Below are 21,578 nucleotides of genomic sequence, written 5' to 3' on the forward strand. Positions count from 1 at the left end.
TAAAAGATATTTTAAAACTTGTTTACGTCATTTCAATGCTCAGTACATCATTCAATACCTTTTTATTTTCCAATAGTTTAACCAAAAATATACAAATTTTTTTCCTTTTTTTATAATTATTTCTTTGAATGAATCATTTTTTTGTTTTCAGAAATTGAAATACGCTTTACATTATCTTCTCAAGTTTGGTTTGGATTGGTCACTGAGCAAGATCAATTCTCTCTCTTCAATTTCTGATTGTCATGAAATCAGATAAGCTTTAAACTTAACTTAGAGATATTCACAACGAGAAACATGTTTCATCTTTGAATGGTTGCGTTATTTCTGATAAGAGAAGAATAATTTGATCCTGAACGAAAGGAGCCCACGTTTTCAATTTTTATAAATTATCTAAAAAGCGGGAGATTATTTATCTAATTTAAGCACTCGCAACTCTTTATTTGCTTAGAGGGCAAGTCTTCTTCTCTTGAACACTAAAGAAAATAGAAAGGAGGAAAGCAAGTGAAAAAAAAGAGCGTTCGTTTATTGGTTTTATTCACATTGTTGTTACTTAGCGCATGTGGGTGTCAAAGGAAAAAAGACGAGCAAGCAAATCGTTTAGTTAAGGATCTAAAAGCAAATGCATGGGTAATTGAAGGGACGGACTCTACTGATGATCCCAAAATGACCCTTACCTTTTCTAACCGTAAAGCTAGTTTTAACTTAGATTTTTCAAGTATCGATTACTCTGTAGACGATGAATCCAATAGTGTACATATGAAGAAATTTATCAAACAATTCAGTAAGCATATAAAAGAAGAGTTTCGTTATACGATTAAAGGAGATATAATGACTTGGAAGGAACTTTGGTCTAAAAGTGACATCATGTCTTACAAAGTCAGTAAGAAGAATGAAACGATTATTCTCACTCCTTTAAGCGAGGAAGAAACTACGGAGACAAAAAATCTCGTGCTTATCCCTTACAAAAAAAATACCAAGTAATGAAAGATAAAATTTTATTATCTAGTCTCATTATAAGATTGAATGATTCTGAACATTTTCCTATACTAACGATTGAATCTAAGCATTCCCTGCTGACTGATACATATAAAGCGCATAATTTGAACAATAAGCAACCTTGAATTAGTTAGATTTTGGTTATTTCTCAGTCATTATGACAAAGTTTACTCACATAGATCAATAAAGAATTGACGGTTTTATCCGATCCCGAAAAAATAAGTATCCTGTCCGCTATCACTGCTAGTAAACAGGAAGCGAAAACAAAAACACAGGCCCCCGGAGGTATCTAGATACTTCTGGAGGTCTGTGTTTTTTTGTTATTTTTCATTGAATGATTTTTAATCTTGTTTTATTCTATTTTTTCTCTTTAATATGTAACTGATCCCCATTACCGTTACTAAAAGTGCCATTCCTAAACTGCGTAATAAGCGATTTTGTTGCTCTCCTGTTTTTGGTAAAGTAGCTTTTCCAGATACGGTGGTTTTGGTCGTACCTGTAGAATTATTTTTTGTGGTGCTACCATTTTTTGAAGTTGACGTTTGATTTGATTCTTTTTTTTCGGTACTTTCTTTATTTTTATTCGTTTCAGTTGTGGTATCCACTTTACTTTGATCTTGTTTGTTGTCGTCATTCTCAGTTGGTTTATTTGGTTTATTTGTTTGATCCGTCTTTTCTTGGCGTGTAATTTCTGAGATGCCTGATTTTTCTCCGGCTTCATTTTCTGTATAGTATTGAACTGTTTCCCCATTTGCTACAGCTTTAGATAAATAAATCGTCGTCGGTTCTTCTACTTTTACATCTACTAAACGAGAAGAATTGACCTTTTCTTGTTTGGCTTTTCCGATGATTTCCCCGTTCAAAACAACGTACATCGTTGTTCCTCCTGGAATAACCGCCGTCATTTGTTTTCCTTCTGTACCATAAATGAAAGCAACGTTTTCTGCTAACGCTACTGTTGTTTTGATTTTCTTATAGATAAACGTGATCGTGTTTGTTCCCTTTTCAATCATGACTTCTTGTATCGCTAACTTCGGATTAACTAGTTCATATCCTTTGATTAGCAACGCTTCTTCTTTGTGAAGCTTCCCAATCTCTAAATCAGTTATTACTTTTTTCTCCGCAATTGATTGACCTTGCTCATCGATATATCGGACAGTCAGATCGGCTTTTTCATTTTCTGACGGTGATGTTTCTTTGGTTTTATATATAAATGTAATGGTGTTGCCTTCACTTTGTACTTCTATCGTTTGGACTTTGGCACTCAGCAATTCGTATCCTTCGATAAGTAACGCTTCTTCCGTATATGTAGAGCCGACTTCTAAGTCTTGGATTATTTTATCATTAGCAATCGTTTGACCTTGCTCATCAATATATTTCACAGTCAAATCGGCTTTTTCATTTTCCGGCGGCGTTGTTTCCTTAGTTTCATATATAAATGTAATGATATTGCCTTCGCTTTGTATTTCTATCGTTTGGACTTTGGTACTCAGCAATTCGTATCCTTCGATAAGTAACGCTTCTTCTGTATGTGTAGAGCCGACTTCCAGGTCACTTATTATTTTATCTTCAGCAATCGATTCCCCCTTCTCATTAATATACTTAACAGTTACAGCTGCTTTTTCTTTAGTCACTGGATTTTCATCATAACGGAAAGTAATGATATTGCTATTTGGATCCTCGGAAACATTGATTGTATAAGTTTCAGGCCCTACGATCGTGTAGCCATCAATCACCAGTGCATTTCCTATGTATTCTGTTCCAATCTCTAAATCATTAATTACCGTAGGTTCGGCAATCGGTTGACCAGTTTCATTATGTAAATACTGCACAGTGACTGATGAGAAGCTTTCTTCAGGACTATCTTCAATTTTTTTATAATAAAAATTGTGATACATCTCTGGCGTTTCCATATAAATAATCACTCTATCTGGAGAGATCAATTCATACCCTTCTACAATTTCAGCGAATAAGGTTACATTGTTTCCGACAAAACCGAATTCCTCTGAAAACCAAAGTGCTTTTTGTGTATCTACATCTACCCCAATGACAGATACCCGTCCTATTTCCGGTTCAGGCATGGATAGGTCCAATGTTCCTGAATCATGTGGTGGTTGCACCTCATCAATTATTTCGATTTCACTTACTGCGTTGGATGCTGCCAATACGTTAGGTGCTAGCAACCCCACTACAGTGGTCATCAGCAATGCTGAGTTCATAATTGTTTTCATTTTTTTATTTTTTTATTTTGCTTTCTTTTCGTCATTTAATTTATCTGCTCCCCCAGTTATATTTGAAATTTCGCTAACCTAGCTTTTTCTTACTTTATTCTAAGGTTGGTTACTTTTATTTATGTATTTGAATCCGATTATCCGCCTCCTTAAAAAACGTTATTTAAAATAAACAGTAGTAGTTTAACCTACATATTAATGTTACCTGTAACATATAAGATTTGCAAGATTATTTTATTATTAAACCAAGGTTTTCTGTGTGTTAAAATAAAAAAACATCTAGTTAAGGAATTAAAATTATGATTTTTACATTCTTAAAAAAATTCACAAATGTTATTTAAAATCCGATTCTGTTTATTTAGTAAAAATGATTGATTAACAAAAAAAGCCCGTCACGGTAAATGATTAATCATTTTACCATGACGAACTGGAAATTATTTAGATACATTTTAAAAAATAGATTTAACACATAACTTCTTTAATCAAAAAATTAGTTTACTGTTTGAGAAACATTTATTTCTGTCTTCTTACTACTATACTGACTCATATTTTTAAATAATTGTTGAAGTAACGGACTTTGATTGTGTCCTTCAATCGCTGCTTGATCACGCCAATTTTCAACCATGACAAATTCATTTTCAATATCGATTGATTCGTACAATTGATAGCTTAAGCACCCGTCTTCTTTTCTTGTACTTGCAACAAGTTCATTGACTTCCGCAAGAAATTCATTTCTTTTTTCTGGTTTGATTGAAAATTTTGCATTAATTACGATCATTTTTCCACACTCGCTTTATTTAAAAGTTGTAATTTTTTCTGGAGCCAATCGAACAGATTCATACCCTTCTTCTACTGCTTTCCCAACAGATAAGATCATCACTGGAACATAACGTTCTTTGTCGAGATCAAAAGCTTCAGCCAATTGGTCTGCTTCGAATCCCCCGATTGGATTTGTTTCATAGCCGTGACTACGAGCAACTAGCATGAATTGCATTGCAGCTAAACTAGCATCAATTTTCACAACGTCATTCATTTGTTCACGTGTAAAGTTTTGGTAATAAGGAAGGATCGCAGCAAGTTGTTGGTCTCGGACTTCTGCCGGCATCTTACCTTCTGCTACTGCTTGATCATAGATTTCTTCCCCATATTCGTAGCAGTTCATATCTCCAAAGATCATGACCATAGCTGATGAAGTATCATTTTGTCTCGTATTAAAACGGATCAATGGTTTCAATTTTGCTTTTGCTTCTTCACTTTCTGCCACCACAAAACGCCATGGTTGCATATTAACTGAAGATGGTGCTGTTGTTGTTTCTTGTATCATTTCTAACATTTCTTCATGAGAAATCTTAACCGTTTCATCATATACACGAACGGATTTTCTTCCAAATACAACACTTGAAAAATCATTGTTTACTAATTCTTTGCTCATTTCTCTCTCTTCTTTCTCCTAATGTAGTTAATAAAGTTTATTCAATAATTTTGTTAGTTCGGTGATTTCTTCATCGGTCAACGAAATGCACAAAGAGTCAGCGGACTGTTGATGATTATTTTCACACTTAGCCAGTTCTCGTTTGGCTGTATCCGTCAGTAGAACAAATACTTCACGATTATTCGCTGGATTGCGTTTTCGTGAAACATAGCCTTTTTCTTCCAATATCTTCAAATGTCTAGAGATAGCTGCATTGTCTATTTTCAGATCTGTTTGAATTTGATTTTGTAAACATTTGCCTTTTTCCCATAAAAACATCAGCATTTCATATCTCGTCAAACTGAATCCAGTTTCTTTCTCGAACAAAGCTGATCCTTCTTGACTGATAATTTTGATTTTATAGAGTAACTGACTGAGTTTTCTTAAATCCATCTCCATCCTCCTTCCGTTGACTTGTCAATTATTGACTTATCAATAATATAAATGTTTTAGTGAGACTTGTAAAGCATAAAAGTTTGAATAACAAAAAAAAAGAGAAAGCTATTCCTCTTTCTCTTTTGGCTCTAAACTTTTTGATGTTGGTGAAATTCACCAATGTCTTTTTTATGATGTAAAAACATAGAAAAGACACCATGAAATCCTTTAGAATTAATTTGACGAACCAATTCATAGGAGGATTCAAGATGTCTTATACTCAACTTATCAAAGATACCCTAAATATTCTAGACCTAACTATCTATTTCGAGGAAAATTGTTTAACCAAAGAAAGATATAAAGGGCAAATTTGCTTGATTTACAAAGGTACTCTTCAATACACGCCCGAAGAGTGTCCACATTGTCTCAAACCGACGATTGCCTTATTTAGAAAGCTGTTTTCTCGATTGTCCTTAGCGACTCGAAAAGCTGTTGAATTCATTGTTATTGATAGGTATGCGCCTTATGTTTCATTGGTTAAAAAGCTTTTCCCAATGCTCAGTTGATTATTGATCGTTTCCATATTGTCCAACATATAGGAAAAACTTTTTTAAACCACCGAGTGAAGGAAACCAATGCACGACTTAAAAGTACTTCTCAATACCAACGTGGGCTTGGTAAAAAAATGAAACGTTATTGGAAACTCCTACAAAAAGAAGAAGCAAAGTTGAACTATGAAAAACGGGTTTGGCGTGCCAGTTTCAAAGATTACTTAACTGAAAGTGAGATTGTCGACCGATTGTTAGCTACTTGTACCAATCTACGACAAGGCTATCAGTTATACCAAGTTTTTCTTTATGCAGTAAAGAAAAGAGATCATTCACTATTTGAGGACTGTGTATCCAGAGAAGTCAGCCAGCTACCTGAAACTTATGCGACAACTTTGCGAACATTTAAAAAGTTTCTGCCACAGATCCGAAATGCCCTCCGCTACAGTTATTCAAACGGACCACTAGAATGTTTAAACAACCCTATTAAAGTATTAAAATGCAATGCTTATGGGTTTCGAAATTTTTATCATTTCAAACGTCGGATCATGATTCGACACGGTAAAACCATTTTAACCAAATAAAAAGAACAGAAAGAAGTTTTTCTTCTTTCTGCCCAAATTATTCTAAGATTTCTCTTTACCAACATCATTTGACAAAGAGCCTTTACTAATTAGAATCCGAAAGATCCCGCATCTTGACGGTCACGTTCTGCTACAGTCTCTGCATATTTGTTCAATTGTTGGTTAATACTTTCCAATAATTGTTCCAGCTGTTTGACATTACCTTCTAATTGATTATATTGTTCTAGATAAGCTTAACTTTACTATAAATAACGAATGTATTTGATTCAGTTTTCGTGTTTTATTCTAATCTTTTTTGAGTTTTTAAAAAAATGGGAATAAAACAATTCTATCCTTACATAAATTTATTTTTCCTTAGTTTACAGAAACTGTTTGGTTTTCAGCCAATAAGTTGCCACTGCCATCATAGAAATTCATTGTCACTTGGTCATCAGCTTTGATTAGATCTGGCTTCACATAATAACTGATTGCCCCATCCTTAAAGCTCCCACCTTTACTGATCAGTTTACCATTGACAAACAAGTGCCCTTGGTGAACTTGGGTATCAGAACCATAGGCTCCTTTGATCGTTTGTGTGCCAAGTTTATAAGTCAATTCGTTGATTTCAGCTGTTGGTGTTTGAATAGTGACATCAATCTCTGATCCTGGAATTTGCTGTCCTCGATTGTTGGCACCCATCAAGACTACTTGATCATCTTCTGACACTTTGAGGTTTCCTACATAATAACTGAACTTGCCATCTTTGAAGCTGCCGCCTTGACTAACTTTTTCGCCATTGACCAACAAGATTCCTTGGTAAACATCGCCTGTGTAGTTTCCTTCGATCACTGTACTGATTCCCACACGATGGGCTTCTGTTAATTGACCCAGTTGTTCTCCTATAGTCACTGGTTGTGGGTCCCCTAGTGGTGTATCAAATTTATCGTAGCCTTGAATCGTTGCTTGATCTCCTGCTTTGATGATTTGAGAGTTCACATAATAGCTAAACTTACCATCTTTATAGGTTCCGCCCCAGCTGATTACTTCCCCATTCACTACTAGTTTTCCTTTATGGATATCCCCCGTGTAAGTTCCAGTAATGGTTGAATCACCTAGCTTATAAGTGTCCACCTGATCAATTGATCCTGAAGATTCGGAAATCACTTCAATCTCTTTGGAATCTATCAATTCCTTCTCTTTGTTGTAGCCATCTAATACGATTTTGTCGCCGACTTTTAATTTTCCAACACCGACATAATAGCTGAACTGACCATCTTTGAAGCTACCGCCCCAGCTAACAACTTTGCCATTAACGGTTAATCGTCCGAGAGACATATCCCCTGTGTAGGTTCCAGTAATATTGACATCTCCTACATGATATTCTTGTGGTTTCAACTCACTTTTCACTTGTTCTGCCACATAAGTTCCTGCCGTTAAATCCCCAGTTCCGTAATTTGTCATAAAGTCAGCAGGTGAATAGCCTTTGGACTGACCATCTTCACGAATCCAATTTCCTGTCAGCTGATCTCCATCGTTCAATGCTTTCGGTGCTGATAAACCAGTGTCTCCAACCGCTTTAAAGTGATCGCCTAGTGTTAATTTAGCAAGAGGTGTGTCCTTAAACATATCCTGCATAGTTGTTACGTTACTAGTATCAAAACCACTTACATCTAGACTTGTTACGCTGCTCATGCCTTTAAACATAGAAGTCATATCTGTTACTTTGCTAGTGTCAAAGCCACTTACATCTAAACTTGTTACGCTACCCATACCGTTAAACATAGAACCCATAGCTGTTACGTTACTGGTATCAAAGCCACTTACATCTAAACTTGTTACGCTACCCATACCGTTAAACATAGAACCCATAGCTGTTACGTTACTGGTATCAAAACCACTTACATCTAAACTTGTTATGTTACTCATACCGTAAAACATATTACTCATAGTTGTTACGTTACTGGTATCAAAACTACTTAAATCTAAACTTGTTAGACTCTTCATATTGTAAAACATATTACCCATAGTTGTTACGTTACTGGTATCAAAACCACTTACATCTAAACTTGTTACGCTGCTCATACCGTCAAACATAGAAGCCATCTTTCTTACGTTGCTGGTATCCAGTTGACTTAACCCTTCGATTTCAGTTACATTCGTAAGGTTAATGCTACTTCCAGTAAATAATAAATTAGCATTTTCTGGAGCAACTACTTTTCCAGCCAAGACAATTTTCTTGATGGCTTTAACATCTACCTTGTCGCTGTTCCATGGTGATTCTGCAGAGCTACTTAACTCACCTGCTCCGATTGTTAACGTTCCTGTATCTTCATCAAACATATACAGACTAGTACCCCACGTGTCTGTTTTAACGGAAACATACGTGCCAGCAGTCAAATCACCCGTTCCATAGTTTTTCATGAAATCTTTTGCTGAATAAAACGTCCCTTTGCCATCTTCTCGCTTCCAAGCAGAAGTAAGACCTCCTTGTCCATTAACAAATTTAAATGTGTCTCCTAGTGTTAATTTCTTAAGTGGAGTATTATAAAACATATAATTCATCGTTATTACTTCGCTAGTGTCAAAGTTGCTTAAATCTAGACTTGTTACACTGCTCATACCATAAAACATATAACTCATATCTGTTACATTACTGGTATCCAGTTGACTTAACCCTTCGATTTCAGTTACATTCGTAAGATCCTTACCACCGGTACTTGTACTAAATAAGTAGTTTGAATTTTCTGGAGCCACTACTTTTCCAGACAAAACAATTTTCTTGATTGCTTCAAGATCCACTGTTCTGCTGTTCCATGGTGATTCTTCATAGCCACTTAATTCGCCTGCTTCGATCGTCAATGTCCCTGTGTTTTTATCAAAATTATACGGACTGGTACCCCACCATCCTGTAGCAGAAACGTACGTGCCAGCAGTCAAATCACCAGTGCCATAGTTTTTCATGAAATCTGCTGCTGAATAAAACGTCCCTTTGCCATCTTCTCGCTTCCAAGCAGAAGTAAGACCTCCTTGTCCATTAACAAATTTAAATGTGTCTCCTAGTGTTAATTTCTTAAGTGGAGTACCAGTACACATATTATACATAGATGTTACTTTGCTAGTGTCAAAGTTGCTTAAATCTAGACTTGTTACGCTACTCATACCGTAAAACATATGACTCATAGTTGTTACGTTACTGGTATCCAGTTGACTTAACCCTTCGATTTCAGTTACATTCGTAAGATCCTTACCACCGGTACTTGTACTAAATAAGTAGTTTGAATTTTCTGGAGCCACTACTTTTCCAGACAAAACAATTTTCTTGATTGCTTCAAGATCCACTGTTCCGCTGTTCCATGGTGATTCTTCATAGCCACTTAATTCGCCTGCTCCGATTGTCAATACTCCTGTGTTTTCATCAAAAGTATACGGACTGGTACCCCACGTGCCAGTTATCTTAGAAGCTGCTGCCACGTTCGCTTTTTGCGCTACTTTTGGCGCTTCAGCTGTTGGATTAGTTGCATTCCCTTCACTTTCAGCAGTCGCTGCTGTTGCTTGTTCTTGTTCTGTTGCTTGTTCTTGGGCGTCATCCGTTGTTTCATCCGTTGCTTCATCCGTTGGTGCTAATGAATCACTAGCTGTAGTGGTTGAATCCGTTGGGTTTACTAACGGATCTGTGACGTTTTGTATCGTTTGATCGATGACTTCTTTTGCTTCATTCGCCTGTGTTTGTTCAGTAGCAGTTTCAGCTGTTGGTGACAAAGTATCCGCTAATGCCATCGTTGGTGCAATCCCAGTATTTCCCATCACCCCAGCCACCGCAAACATCGTTAATAGCTGTTTTTTACGTTTTGCTGTTAATTTTTTCTTACTCATATTTACTCCTTTTTTGCTCTTATTTTTGATCATTATTTTCTCGTCAATACCACTTCATCAGCTTTAGGTGTTTCCCCTGTTTTCAATTGATGTCTCTTTCCAATGTCCATTTTGTTACCGAAGCTGACAAAATCGTATGGATCATCTCCCCTGCAGCATTTATTTTACTTGTTCTAAGCAAGCATAAACGCTCAATATTCCCAATTAATATTCTTGAATTTTGAGCGTTTACCATAACGTTTTTTTGTATATATTTCTTTCATTGATCGAGGAAATCAATCAAGCTTCTTCTACTACTTATCATCTGAAGAAATATTTCACCTACATGTTACGCTTTATGTAAAGGTTAATAGGTAAAAGAAAAAAGTCAGACAAAAATGTCTGACTTTTATTTACTCAACTAAATTTACTACTCTAAGGGTTTCTCATTCATCTTGTTCGACTAAACGATACAACTAATTGATTCTAAATGACTTTAGCATCGTCGTATGATCCATTTTACATAGCTTCCTATACTATAGATTCAATTTACAGGATAACGCTTAACTAAAGCGAGTCTAGAATTTCATAATCTTCAGGATACAAACCGAATAATTCATATTTGATTGCCAGAAAAATAATTTCATTAACCTTTCTTGTATATAATTTTTTTATTTTTCGATATTCATAATATTTTTCTTTTTGATAAAAAGCTTGCAGTGTGGTATCAAAGCAATAATCTTTGTCTTGAAATTCGATCCAGGCGTGATAAATTTTGTTTTGTTGAAATTGACCAATACAAAACAAAAATGTCAAATTCCGGCTGCTACCCCTGTTACTACAGTTTTTTAAACTAAACTATTGTCTCAACTTTTTATCATTCGTTCGACCATTGGATTATTGCTTTCATTTTAAAATACCTTCATTATTTTCCATTTAAATAAATCGTTATTAAATAAAATAAATATATTATTTAAAATACGTTATTTATTTAGAGTTTTGTCATCTAAAAAAATAACTATATTTTTTTAAGATTTGTGATATATATTAAAAGTTACTATTTTGTATGAAAGTTTATTGATCACAGATTCTTTTATTACTGTACCTACAACAAAACCAGCTGTATTAGCAACAATATCTCCCACATCGAATATTCCTAAATGAAAAATATATTGTGCTACTTCAATTAAAAAAATACCTAAAACTACTATACCTAAATTTTTTTTATTTAATGGTAGCAGCCAACCAAGTGGTATAAACATAATTATATTCAACAGAACGATTATAGCGTCACCATTTATGAAATCTTTGATAAATGATAGAGGATTAATTTCTAATCCTTGTATGCCAATATTTTTAAAAAGAAGTAGGTAGGTTAATAATAAAAAATAAATGATATAAAATATTAAAATTATTTCCTTATAAATTTTCTTTGTAAATAGACTGAGTAAAAAAATATAGAGAAAAAAAGTAATAATGATTATCTGAATAAATGGTATCCAAAAATCTACCTCACCACTAAAAGGAAAAATAGAGATTGAGTAAAAATAAAGATATTTCATATAAAACCATCTTGAAAATAAAAACGATACACAGAGTAAAGCAGCATTAAAAAATAACATGTTAATTTTATTCTTTTTATTATTCATGATAGACTTCTCCTTTTTATTTTGTTAATATTATTATAACAAAATAAAACGTAAGGAGTTATTTATTATGAAAAATATGTGTAAAAAATTATCAGTTACTCTTTTAATCCTTAGTTTCTTTTCTACAACTTTTGTAAGCGCAACCACAGCAATGACTTATAATGGAACTGGAATTTGGTCATGGAGATCCGTAAATAGTTGGACTACTTCGAGTACGCGTTCGCATACTGTAAGACATAATCAAACTAGAAGAAGTGCTGGGGCATCAACTATTTTAAATGTTGCCATTGTAAAACAGAATTTGATCGGTTCATCTGTTGTTTCTTCTAAGAATTTTTCTGGAAATAGTAGTGGAACCTTGACAAGCTCATTATCTTCTGGAACATATTTTCTTCGTTTCGAAAGTAATGAACGAGCAAAAACATTTGATATAAACGGAAGTGTCACCTATTAATAGGTTTTATTTCATAAAAGAGTTCATGAAATAAATAAAAAAGACCAGTGAAAGAACGGAATTTCGTTCATTTCTCTGGTTTTTTGAGTATATACCCTATTGCTCTTATTTTATTCTTACAAATAAGCATGATTTATAAATTATTTCAAAAGTGAATACTAATTTTTCTTGATAGCTTTTTAATACCTGTTACTAAACTATCTCTAGTTGCCTCCACAACTTCTATAGTAATTTTATCCATTTGATTGATTCTTAAAATACGATCAATCTGTGCAACCAAACGATGAATAAGTCGGAAATTTACTTTTGTGATTTTAATGATAGTTGTGATAGCTTCATAATCAGAAAAATCTTCTAACTTGATATCAACCCCTAAATCTGCCCATTTGTATTCCAAGATTGTCAAATCGAATTAAAGTTTGTCCAAAACTTCATTACAATTATTCAATTTAAAGATCACCTATTATAGTCAGGTATATTCATCGTAAGTAATATTCTATTGTCTGAATCATGTAAAAAAAGAGCCATTAGTAGCATATCCCAACAATACTGTGCGTACGGTTCATATAAACAGTGCTTCTATTTAGACGTTCTTAGCAATACAATTACATTTTGTCTTGTTGCACTTTTACAAAGTGATAGGGAGTTTGTAAAAGTTTAGCGATGGTTGTGGGTTGATGCGTATTTCTGAGTACGAAAAAAGGAATCGTTCCTGCATGCGAGGATGTAAGGTCGATTCCTTTTTGGTTTATTAGTCGTTGTCTCCCTCTGGATCAATTGTCTTTAAGACTCTTGCAGGTACACCACCAACAACACTACATGGTGTCACATCTTTTGTTACGACTGCACCTGCTGCGACTATTGACCACTCGCCAATTGTCACACCAGAAGTAATCGTAGCGTTTGAACCAATCCAGACATTATCCTTCAAAACAATGGGCGCATAATGGTTTTTGCGATTATTCTTGGGGTATAAGTCGTGATTGATTGTAGCGAGCACCACGTTGTGCCCTATGAAGGCACCATCTCCTATCACAATGCCTCCTTGGTCTTGAAAATGAGTTCCAGAGTTGATAAAGACATTCTTACCAAGCGTGATATTTTTCCCAAAATCTGTATAGAACGGTGGGAAAACTCGAAAACTTTCATCTATTTCTTTTCCGATTAAGCGACTCATAATCTCACGAAGTTCTTCCGGCGTATGGTATGTGGTATTCATTTCCATGCCAATTTTGATTGCTTCTTGATACAGCTCATTCGCATATGCTGCTATATTTGGTGAGGTCTCATCCTTAGTTCCATATGCTTGAATGATATCCTGAATTCTAACTTCCAATTAAATCACTCCTAAAGGTTGTCATACATTTCGTCAGTTACCGGTTCCAGCCACTCATTTGATGTTTCATCACCAGGTACTTCAACAGCTAGATGACTAAACCAAGAGTCTTTCTTAGCACCATGCCAATGTTTGACACCTGCCGGAATTGTCACAACATCTCCTGGTTTCAAACTTTGAGCAAGTTTCCCTTCTTCTTGATACCAACCTTCACCATCTACACAAATCAAGATTTGACCTCCACCAGATTTGGCATGATGGATATGCCAATTATTGCGACAAGCAGGCTCAAATGTAACATTGGCGATAAAAACTGTCTCTTCAGGATTAGTCAGTGTCTTCAAATAGCTTTGACCAATGAAATATTGCGCATAAGCCGTATTAGGTTTGCCTTGTCCAAAAAAGCCACCGTGCTCTTCTTCATTCAAATCATCCGCATAGACTTCTTTTGCCAAGCGAAAGGCTGCCCAAGCATTAGGCCACCCTGCATAAAAAGCAAGGTGGGTTAAAATCTCAGCCATTTCTGTTTGTGTCACACCATTTTTCCGAGCTGTTTCCAAGTGATAAATCAAAGATGAATCGACAATCCCTTTAGAAATCAGGGACGTAATCGTTACAATGGACCGAGTCTTTAAGGAAAGCTTATCCTCTCTCGACCAAACTTCTCCAAACAATACATCATCATTCAATTCTGCAAATTTTGGTGCAAATTCACTTAAAGCATCTCTTCCTGCCGTTTGTTTTTCAACCACTTATCGTTCCCTCCATTCTTTTTTACGCCCTTACCTATTTACCTTTATTCTATCTCACTTTCAAATATTGGTTAAAGAATTCAGTCATTTTGTCAAATGGGATAATGCCCACCTGATCATAAAGGTCAGTATGTGATGCTCCCGGAATAATCATCAATTCCTTGTTACCGCCTTGCAACTTCTTGAAAGCATCCTCTCCAAAATAGCGTGAGTGAGCTTTCTCACCATGGATAATTAACACAGCGTTACGGATTTCATCACTGTAGGCTAACAACTTGGTATTCAGCAATGAAAGCGAAGATGTGACATTCCAACCTTCATTCGAGTTCAATGAGCGTTTGTGATAGCCGCGATCTGTTTTATAGTAGTCAAAATAATCTTTGACGAAGTAAGGTGCATCCTCTGGCAATGGCTCTACGACACCACCTGCTCGAGCAAAATCTCCATTTTTGAAATCTTCGATGCGTTGGGCATTGAGTTGTTGACGGAGTTTATATCGTCCATCGGCATCAACTGAGTCAAAATAACCATTAGCAGTCACTCGGGACATATCATACATCGTTGAAGCAACTGTAGCTTTCACTCGGGTATCAATTGCTGCTGCGTTGAGTGCCATGCCACCCCAGCCGCAGATACCAATCAAACCAATCTTTTCTGGGTCAACATTTTCTTGTACAGATAAGAAATCAACTGCTGCTTGAAAGTCCTCCGTATTAATATCACCTGATGCAACGTTGCGAGGGAAGCCACCGCTTTCTCCAGTAAATGATGGATCGAAAGCAATTGTTAAAAATCCTCGTTCAGCCATCGTTTGAGCATAAAGACCTGATGATTGTTCTTTGACTGCACCAAATGGCCCACTAATTGCAATCGCCGGAAGCTTACCTGTTTGGACTTTGGGTTCATACAAATCAGCAACCAATGTAATCCCAAAGCGATTAGGGAAGGTTACTTTGCGATGATTTACTTGACTACTTTGAGGGAAAACTTTATCCCATTCTTGAGTGATGTTCAATTCTTCTTTCATGTTGATTTCCTCCTTGAAATTGACATTGCATTTGTAAGGTAATATAATCCTACTACCTAAACTTGACTTTAGGTCAAGGACTACATTGAAATTATTTTGGAGGTATTATGACTTATTCAATTGGTGAAATATCAAAAATGTTCAATATTCCTATTTCTACACTTCGTTACTATGATAGAGAAGGATTATTCCCCACAATCGAACGAGTTTCAGGAATCCGCAAATTTTCGGAAAATGAAATTGAAGCACTACGTGTCATTGACTGTTTGAAAAAATCCGGACTAGAAATAAAGGATATCAAACAATTTATGGAGTGGACAAAACTCGGAGCTGAAACCTTTGAGACGCGAAAAGAGTTATTTGAACGTCAAAAAGCAACGATTGAAAATGAAATTCAGCAGATGCAAAAAGTGCTTGATATGATTAAATTCAAATGCTGGTACTACGATGAGGCAATTAAACAAGGGGATGAGAACGCTGTTCAAGCACAAATTCCTGATGACTTACCTCAAGAGGTCAAGATCAGTTATGACAACTCACATTAAGAAAGTCGCTTGGGATTCGATAAACGATCATGCGACATTCTTTATCCTAACCTTCCACCTCAGCCTCATCCTTGAATCGCACCACAGCTTTATCCCCCGAAACCTGAATACTACCAACCAGTCCAATAAACAAATCATCGAATTGATCGACCACATCAACCTGCTCCAATTATTTCAAGAACACCTTGATTTGTTGTCCTCGTGCTTGCCGTTCAGGAATTTGCTCTTTGACTTCATCAAGTTGGTTGTTGGTTTTGTCGAACGTTTGTCACTTTTCTGTTTAAATGGCAAAATTTTTCAGTAATAAATGATAAATATAAGAATTAGTTATAAAAACTGAGATCTAAAAGATTGATTGCTCATCAAATCTTAGATCTCAGTTTTCATTTTGGATGAATATTAATAGAAAACACCTATTTTATATTATTAACAAAGAGAGCAACCACCAATATAGAGATAAGTATAAATGCTGTCATCATCCAGATTTCAGTTTGAAAATTAGTTGTTGTTGCGACAATCAATGACAATCCGATAGGACCGCCAATTTGATGCATTGTATTTGTAACCCCACTTGCAATACCAGCCAATTCATCAGGTGCTTCATAAACACCCGCAGATGTAACTGGAGCTAAAATTAAACCTTGCCCTAATCCAAGTATGATCATAGGTACAAAAACAGTCTGCCAATAGCCATTTTCTGGATTTGAAATTGCAAGTAAAATCAACCCTATAGATAATGTGATTTCTCCAATCAGTAATATCTTATTGTTTCCAAATTTTGAAGTTAACTTCGGTAATTGCATCGCAATCATAAAATTAACAATTGTCAGTGGTAAAAAAGCGAAACCGGATTCTAGCGCTGAAAAACCATATTGACTTTGCATCATCTGTGGCAAGAAGAACCAAAATGGCAACATAGCCATCATAAATAAGAGACGAGTCACATAAGCACCAGAACGAATCTTATTTTGAAAAAGTGCTAAAGGGAGAATAGGAGAAGAAGTCTTTCGCTCCCATAAAATAAACAAACATATACAGATAATTCCTATTAATACGAAGCTAAGTATTCCTTCTGTAAAACCATAGATAATACCAACCAAACCCAGTACGGAAAGTAAACTACCTAAATAGTCGATATTTTCTTTTCGAGGTGCTGAAGGATTCACATACTTCAATGTTAAGATAAATAATACCAGAGTAAATGGAACATTTATTAAAAATCCTGCACGCCATGAAATCAAGCTAGTCAGTCCACCACCGACTAATAAACCAATACTTGAGCCAATTCCAGCGGTTGCTCCATAATAAGAAATCGCCCGTTGCCTCATATTATTTTGATAAGCATCCATAATCAATGCCAAAGTTGTCGGTGCGATAATGGAACTACCAATTCCTTGTACCGCGCGCATCATAATGACCATTTTAGCTGTTTGCGATAGCCCAATCACTAAAGAACTGAGACCAAAAATAAGTAATCCTATCAAAAAAATACGTTTTCTCCCTAATAGATCAGAAAGACGTCCATTTAATAACAAAAAACCTCCAAAAGTGAGTGTGTACGCACTTGATACCCATGAAAGTGCCGCAGCAGATAACCCTAAACTTTCACCTATCTGCACAGAACTTGTAAAAATGATTGAATTATCCATTAATATCAAAAAATAAGCTAATAATGTAATTGGTAAAATGACACCAAATTTTTCTCTGTTCAAATTTCCTAACTTCTTTCTATTTCTTTAATTGATTGTTTCTAACCATGTATCAATTTCTTTTGATACTTTTTCTCTATTTTTATCTTTAATAATAAGCATGAGACCCTTTGTCTCTTCTCCACCTTTTACAGTGTACCCTTCTAGTACATTGGCACCTTTAGTATTAGCACTTATCTGGCTGAAGGTTGAACCCGCACCGTAACCACCATGTGTATTAAAAGGTATGATTGTTTTCCCATTGAAATCATAGCTATCTAAAAAAGAAACAACGGCTTGGGGCAACGCCATATTCCACGTTGGTGTCCCCAAAAAAATCCGTTCGTACTTGTCAAAATCAGGAATGGTCGTTGTTAATTCTGGTAAGACCTCTCTTTCCTGCTCTTGTACATTTTGTTCGACTTCCTTCTGATAATCTGTTGGTCTTTTTTCTTCTGTTTCGATTTGTACAAGTTCTCCACCAACCTTTTCTTGAATCAGTTCAGCAACTTCATTTGTATTTCCAGTTCGTGAATAATAAACAATCAATGTTTTGGGATTTCTCATCGTTTCTCATCCTCTTGATTTTTGCTTATCAATTTAGGTAAAGTAATAAATCCAATAATCATGAGGCTTATAAACGTTATTAAGAAGTATGAAATTCGTTTCTTAAACACCTCAATCGCCCTCTTTACATATTATTTCCCCATAAAAATACTGCGGCATCAACTATCTCATGATTGATGACACAGTATTCACTTTTACTTTGCTAAATGGTTAAACTGGTATCCTTCTATCAATAAAAATCAGGTTTTGATTTATTTTCTGAACCAGGTTCCCACAACCCAATGCTTGCTCGTATGTCATTTCTTTTTCCTGTGATATTGTCCATTATAAATTGAGCAATGGCACGTCTCGTAATTTGAGCACCTAAAAATGGTTCTCTCTTAGGACTAGCAATATAATCCTTTCGATTCCCATTATAGAGCCAAGTCATACGCATATAAGTGTAATCCAAATCACTGACTTCCAATGATTCTACACCCCGATTATGCGCGACTGACCCTCCCATCATGCGACTATTCCATATGGCAAACGGTTCTGCAACTTCACCGTACACGCTAAGTACACCTGCTTGAATGATTCGTTTCACACCCGTTTTATACATTGCATCAATCACAATTTCTGTTACTTTTTTATTATCAAAATTCATATAAATGACCTCTTGGTTTTTCATAACCTTGATCAAGTCAGTTAAATTTCTAGCATCTCCAGAAACCTTTGTTACATTTGTATAAGGCAAGTCAGCGGCATGACGCCCAAATAAAGTCAAATGTAACTCAGGTTGCTCTTGTAAAAGGGGGATTAAAACTTGTGGAATCTGACCACCAGAACCAATAATTAGGATATTTTTGCTCATTTTTCTGTATCCACCATCCGATTCATAAACCATTCTACTTGTTGGGGTGCATCATGATCAAAGAAGGCTGATTTTTTCATATCTAATGCTGCAATTTTCGCAAGATCTGCTTTTGAAAGCTCAAAATCAAAAATCGCAATATTTTCTGCCATTCGTTCTGGACGAACAGATTTGGCTAAAGCAACAATTCCTCTTTGCATTAACCAACGTAATACAACTTGTCCTACTGTTTTTCCGTATTGTTTAGCGATTTCTGCTAGTACAGGATTGGTAAATAGTTCGTGACGACCTTCTGCAAATGGTGCCCAAGCTTCCACTTGTACGCCATATTTTTCATGCCATTCTTGATCTTCAACTCTTTGATTCCAAGGATTTACTTCGATTTGATTGATTTGAGGTTTTACCTCATTCAAACCAACAAACTCGATCATCTTAGCCGATTTGAAATTTGAAATCCCAATGGTACGTAATTTTCCTGCTTTTTGAGCAGCAACCATTGATCGCCATGCACCATAAATATCTCCGTATGGTTGATGAATAAGATAAAGATCCAGATAATCCAACCCCATTACTTTAAGAGAATATTCAATCGTTTCCGCAGCTTTTTCTTCTGGTGCTTGGAGAATAAACAATTTAGAAGTAACAAAAAGTTCTTCTCGAGTGACTAGGCCTTCATTGATGGCACGTTTGATTCCTTCACCTGTTTCTTTTTCATTTCCGTAAATAGAAGCTGTATCGATCAGACGGTAGCCTGTTTTAATGGCTTGATAGACTGCTTCAGATGTTTCCTCCAATGGAATTTGATAAACACCAAATCCTAATTGTGGCATTTCTACGCCATTATTCAAAGTAATTGTTTGCATATGGTTTTCCTCCTCTAATTTTCTTTACATGTTCTATCCTAAACCTTGGAGTTAAGTCCATAGCAAGAAAAAAGTTTTATTTTTTTCGTTCCCATAGTTTTTCGACTTTATCAGGCTCCAATTCACCTGCTTTAAATTTTGCGATGTGATCATCATACGTTTCTATCTTATAAATAAGTAAGTCTCGTACTTCCTGCATTTCCGCTAACTTTTTGTCTAATTCTTCTAATTGATCAGATAAAATCTGCTTCTGAGCTTTTTCTACATTCTGCGTTTCACGTAATTGGGCCAATTGAGCAAACTCAATGAGTGATTCGATCGATAATCCCGCATTTCGTAAGTTTTTTGCTAGATAAATCCAATTAAGATCATTCGTAGTATAATCCCGATAGCCGCTCTCATTGCGGTGAATAGGTGGTATGACACCAACCCGTTCATAATAGCGTAGTGTGTCTACACTTAAATCAAACATTTCCGCTGCTTTTTTAATATTCATTAAAATTAACCTCCACATCTTTTTATATAAGTATCATAAGCCCTAAAGTGAACTATAAGGCAAGCTATTGTAAAAAAGTTTAAAATCTCGTTTTATTTTTGTTACTATTCAAAACTAGAATCATATCAAATATTTTTTTTAATCTCAAAATAAGTGTTCATAATTCTCTAGATTAGAAATCGATTTTTGAATTCATTTCGTTTTCTGTTGATTTCGAGCTTTTAAAATACAATTTCCCATAGTAACAAACATGTTCTTTTTCTTTCCAATTTCTTGATTGAAAAGTCTAAATGATCAAACAGCTTTATCATTTCCAGTCACTCTATCGTTTGTTATACTAACCATTAAGACAGCCATTAACTTTAACGAGGAGAAAGCAACATGACATTAACAAATAATTACCATATCGCTGTGCCAACAGCTTTTCACAAAAATGAAGAGTTGAACATCGAGGCAACACTTGAGCACATTCAGCATTTAAATAAACTTGGAATACATTCTGTGCTAGTTTGTGGTTCCACAGGTAAACAGCATTCATTAAGTTTAAACGAAAAACTTGAACTGATTGATCATTTGTCGCTTTTAAAAGTTGACTCTGATTTTGAATTGATTTTTGGCGTATCTAGTATTAGACAAGTTGAGGCGCAACAGCTGGCAAAAAAAATAAACAAGATACCTCAAATATCAGCTATTTTGATTGGCTATTCTCCGTATGTATTACCGACCCAGAAAGAAGCATTGCACTACACAAATGCAATAATTGAAGCAGCTAACAAACAAGCGATTATCTATAATAATCCCTTAAGAACTGGCTTTGATTTATCTATAGAATCATACAAAGATTTAATTAATCATAATCTAGTGTCAGGGATAAAAGAGGCTGGGGATCCGAGAAAAGTTTTAGAATTAAACAAAGCAACTGATACACCACTTCATTATTTTGCTGGTGGGGAAAAAAGTTGGAACAAAAAATCGAGTTTGGGTACAATGGCTTATCTTCAATTGCTGGAAATCTATATCCAAATGAAGTTAAGCAATGGTTTGATTCATTACTAGCAAACGAAACCAATCAGGATTATCATTCTTTAAAAGGGAAAATTGCCAAAATATTCGAAAATTCGCCACTTCCCTTTATAAAAAATGAAATTTCTAAAACTGAGAACATCAATTTTGGCATATGCAGGACACCTCTTGGAAATTAATTTTTACTAGAAAATCAGCAATTTTGATAATTTACGAGTTGCAATAATATTTTATATACTCATAAATTTGACGTGTTTATTGAATAATATTTTTTTAAAAAAATTTTGTC

At 35.2% G+C, this 21,578-nt stretch carries 20 protein-coding genes and 3 pseudogenes; 5 read left to right on the forward strand and 18 right to left on the reverse strand.

The window, feature by feature from the left end; translation table 11 throughout:
- Positions 1–501 precede the first annotated feature (501 nt).
- Complete coding sequence (locus IGK21_RS08390) at positions 502–981, forward strand: hypothetical protein (protein ID WP_010718422.1); 480 nt, start codon at positions 502–504, stop codon at positions 979–981.
- 356 nt (positions 982–1,337) lie between these two features.
- Here the strand turns inward: IGK21_RS08390 and IGK21_RS08395 are convergent, their stop codons facing one another.
- The 4 genes from IGK21_RS08395 to IGK21_RS08410 form a co-directional block, all read right to left on the reverse strand.
- Positions 1,338–3,227: a MucBP domain-containing protein gene (locus IGK21_RS08395; protein WP_252703141.1), complete on the reverse strand. Its 1,890-nt coding sequence runs from the start codon at positions 3,225–3,227 to the stop codon at positions 1,338–1,340.
- Positions 3,228–3,717: 490 nt separating this feature from the next.
- Positions 3,718–4,005: a putative quinol monooxygenase gene (locus IGK21_RS08400; RefSeq protein WP_010718425.1), complete on the reverse strand. Its 288-nt coding sequence runs from the start codon at positions 4,003–4,005 to the stop codon at positions 3,718–3,720.
- Positions 4,006–4,020: 15 nt separating this feature from the next.
- Positions 4,021–4,659 (reverse strand): nitroreductase family protein, encoded by a 639-nt coding sequence (locus IGK21_RS08405; RefSeq protein WP_010718426.1) that lies wholly within the window; start codon positions 4,657–4,659, stop codon positions 4,021–4,023.
- A gap of 27 nt (positions 4,660–4,686) precedes the next feature.
- Positions 4,687–5,091, reverse strand: coding sequence for a MarR family winged helix-turn-helix transcriptional regulator (locus tag IGK21_RS08410; RefSeq protein ID WP_010737892.1), 405 nt, complete (start codon positions 5,089–5,091; stop codon positions 4,687–4,689).
- A gap of 251 nt (positions 5,092–5,342) precedes the next feature.
- Here IGK21_RS08410 and IGK21_RS08415 point away from each other — a divergent pair.
- Positions 5,343–6,205, forward strand: a pseudogene (locus tag IGK21_RS08415) (transposase).
- 89 nt (positions 6,206–6,294) lie between these two features.
- Here IGK21_RS08415 and IGK21_RS08420 read toward each other — a convergent pair.
- From IGK21_RS08420 to IGK21_RS08435, 4 genes and pseudogenes are all read right to left on the reverse strand, one after another.
- Positions 6,295–6,438 (reverse strand): annotated as a pseudogene (locus IGK21_RS08420) (WXG100 family type VII secretion target); the annotation flags it as partial.
- Between the two features lie 121 nt (positions 6,439–6,559).
- Entirely contained in the window at positions 6,560–10,057 is a 3,498-nt protein-coding gene (locus IGK21_RS08425) for an immunoglobulin-like domain-containing protein (protein WP_438719210.1), read from the reverse strand.
- A 546-nt stretch (positions 10,058–10,603) separates the two neighbouring features.
- Complete coding sequence (locus tag IGK21_RS08430) at positions 10,604–10,852, reverse strand: hypothetical protein (RefSeq protein ID WP_207413714.1); 249 nt, start codon at positions 10,850–10,852, stop codon at positions 10,604–10,606.
- A gap of 212 nt (positions 10,853–11,064) precedes the next feature.
- The gene (locus tag IGK21_RS08435; RefSeq protein WP_438719212.1) at positions 11,065–11,685 is read right to left on the reverse strand and encodes a VanZ family protein; all 621 of its coding nucleotides are present in this window, start codon (positions 11,683–11,685) and stop codon (positions 11,065–11,067) included.
- Positions 11,686–11,752: 67 nt separating this feature from the next.
- Between IGK21_RS08435 and IGK21_RS08440 the strand changes: the two genes are divergently transcribed.
- The gene (locus IGK21_RS08440) at positions 11,753–12,139 is read left to right on the forward strand and encodes a hypothetical protein (RefSeq protein WP_207413709.1); all 387 of its coding nucleotides are present in this window, start codon (positions 11,753–11,755) and stop codon (positions 12,137–12,139) included.
- 145 nt (positions 12,140–12,284) lie between these two features.
- Here IGK21_RS08440 and IGK21_RS08445 read toward each other — a convergent pair.
- The 4 genes and pseudogenes from IGK21_RS08445 to IGK21_RS08460 all read right to left on the reverse strand — a co-directional run.
- Positions 12,285–12,539, reverse strand: a pseudogene (locus IGK21_RS08445) (hypothetical protein); the annotation flags it as partial.
- Between the two features lie 351 nt (positions 12,540–12,890).
- A complete protein-coding gene (locus tag IGK21_RS08450) occupies positions 12,891–13,475 on the reverse strand; it encodes an acyltransferase (RefSeq protein ID WP_438719214.1) in 585 nt (194 codons plus the stop codon).
- Between the two features lie 11 nt (positions 13,476–13,486).
- The gene (locus tag IGK21_RS08455) at positions 13,487–14,227 is read right to left on the reverse strand and encodes a carboxymuconolactone decarboxylase family protein (protein ID WP_368016337.1); all 741 of its coding nucleotides are present in this window, start codon (positions 14,225–14,227) and stop codon (positions 13,487–13,489) included.
- A 49-nt stretch (positions 14,228–14,276) separates the two neighbouring features.
- Positions 14,277–15,254, reverse strand: coding sequence for an alpha/beta hydrolase (locus IGK21_RS08460; protein ID WP_368016338.1), 978 nt, complete (start codon positions 15,252–15,254; stop codon positions 14,277–14,279).
- A 107-nt stretch (positions 15,255–15,361) separates the two neighbouring features.
- On the opposite strand from IGK21_RS08460, the gene IGK21_RS08465 reads away from it, so the two are divergent.
- On the forward strand, positions 15,362–15,799 hold the full coding sequence (locus IGK21_RS08465; RefSeq protein ID WP_207494146.1) for a MerR family transcriptional regulator: 438 nt from the start codon (positions 15,362–15,364) through the stop codon (positions 15,797–15,799).
- A gap of 46 nt (positions 15,800–15,845) precedes the next feature.
- On the opposite strand, the gene IGK21_RS08470 is transcribed toward IGK21_RS08465, so the two are convergent.
- The 6 genes from IGK21_RS08470 to IGK21_RS08495 all read right to left on the reverse strand — a co-directional run bounded on the left by IGK21_RS08470 (position 15,846) and on the right by IGK21_RS08495 (position 20,266).
- Entirely contained in the window at positions 15,846–15,968 is a 123-nt protein-coding gene (locus IGK21_RS08470; protein ID WP_278250207.1) for a hypothetical protein, read from the reverse strand.
- A gap of 244 nt (positions 15,969–16,212) precedes the next feature.
- Positions 16,213–17,511: an MFS transporter gene (locus IGK21_RS08475; protein WP_438719217.1), complete on the reverse strand. Its 1,299-nt coding sequence runs from the start codon at positions 17,509–17,511 to the stop codon at positions 16,213–16,215.
- 24 nt (positions 17,512–17,535) lie between these two features.
- Positions 17,536–18,054, reverse strand: a complete 519-nt coding sequence (locus IGK21_RS08480; RefSeq protein ID WP_368016339.1) for a flavodoxin family protein — start codon at positions 18,052–18,054, stop codon at positions 17,536–17,538.
- A gap of 229 nt (positions 18,055–18,283) precedes the next feature.
- Positions 18,284–18,907, reverse strand: coding sequence for an NAD(P)H-binding protein (locus IGK21_RS08485; RefSeq protein WP_438719219.1), 624 nt, complete (start codon positions 18,905–18,907; stop codon positions 18,284–18,286).
- Positions 18,904–19,770 (reverse strand): aldo/keto reductase, encoded by an 867-nt coding sequence (locus IGK21_RS08490; protein WP_438719221.1) that lies wholly within the window; start codon positions 19,768–19,770, stop codon positions 18,904–18,906. Before IGK21_RS08490 ends, IGK21_RS08485 begins: the two co-directional genes overlap by 4 nt.
- 76 nt (positions 19,771–19,846) lie before the next feature.
- The gene (locus IGK21_RS08495; RefSeq protein ID WP_002332330.1) at positions 19,847–20,266 is read right to left on the reverse strand and encodes a MerR family transcriptional regulator; all 420 of its coding nucleotides are present in this window, start codon (positions 20,264–20,266) and stop codon (positions 19,847–19,849) included.
- 381 nt (positions 20,267–20,647) lie between these two features.
- Here IGK21_RS08495 and IGK21_RS08500 point away from each other — a divergent pair, with 381 nt between their 5' ends.
- Complete coding sequence (locus IGK21_RS08500) at positions 20,648–21,322, forward strand: dihydrodipicolinate synthase family protein (RefSeq protein WP_438719222.1); 675 nt, start codon at positions 20,648–20,650, stop codon at positions 21,320–21,322.
- Positions 21,323–21,578: the final 256 nt, after the last annotated feature.

Origin of the sequence: Enterococcus sp. DIV1421a (genome assembly GCF_051711025.1) — a bacterium.
GTDB classification, from domain to species: Bacteria; Bacillota; Bacilli; order Lactobacillales; family Enterococcaceae; genus Enterococcus_B; species Enterococcus_B hirae.

Bases quoted from the DNA above. Each gene is read 5' to 3' on its own strand.
- IGK21_RS08400 (WP_010718425.1), bottom strand. From the start codon at position 4,005: ATGATCGTAATTAATGCAAAATTTTCAATCAAACCAGAAAAAAGAAAT.
- IGK21_RS08395 (WP_252703141.1), bottom strand. From the start codon at position 3,227: ATGAAAACAATTATGAACTCAGCATTGCTGATGACCACTGTAGTGGGG.
- IGK21_RS08425 (WP_438719210.1), bottom strand. From the start codon at position 10,057: ATGAGTAAGAAAAAATTAACAGCAAAACGTAAAAAACAGCTATTAACG.
- IGK21_RS08405 (WP_010718426.1), bottom strand. From the start codon at position 4,659: ATGAGCAAAGAATTAGTAAACAATGATTTTTCAAGTGTTGTATTTGGA.
- IGK21_RS08465 (WP_207494146.1), top strand. From the start codon at position 15,362: ATGACTTATTCAATTGGTGAAATATCAAAAATGTTCAATATTCCTATT.
- IGK21_RS08440 (WP_207413709.1), top strand. From the start codon at position 11,753: ATGAAAAATATGTGTAAAAAATTATCAGTTACTCTTTTAATCCTTAGT.
- IGK21_RS08410 (WP_010737892.1), bottom strand. From the start codon at position 5,091: ATGGATTTAAGAAAACTCAGTCAGTTACTCTATAAAATCAAAATTATC.
- IGK21_RS08435 (WP_438719212.1), bottom strand. From the start codon at position 11,685: ATGAATAATAAAAAGAATAAAATTAACATGTTATTTTTTAATGCTGCT.
- IGK21_RS08495 (WP_002332330.1), bottom strand. From the start codon at position 20,266: ATGAATATTAAAAAAGCAGCGGAAATGTTTGATTTAAGTGTAGACACA.
- IGK21_RS08480 (WP_368016339.1), bottom strand. From the start codon at position 18,054: ATGAGAAATCCCAAAACATTGATTGTTTATTATTCACGAACTGGAAAT.
- IGK21_RS08485 (WP_438719219.1), bottom strand. From the start codon at position 18,907: ATGAGCAAAAATATCCTAATTATTGGTTCTGGTGGTCAGATTCCACAA.
- IGK21_RS08500 (WP_438719222.1), top strand. From the start codon at position 20,648: ATGACATTAACAAATAATTACCATATCGCTGTGCCAACAGCTTTTCAC.
- IGK21_RS08460 (WP_368016338.1), bottom strand. From the start codon at position 15,254: ATGAAAGAAGAATTGAACATCACTCAAGAATGGGATAAAGTTTTCCCT.
- IGK21_RS08490 (WP_438719221.1), bottom strand. From the start codon at position 19,770: ATGCAAACAATTACTTTGAATAATGGCGTAGAAATGCCACAATTAGGA.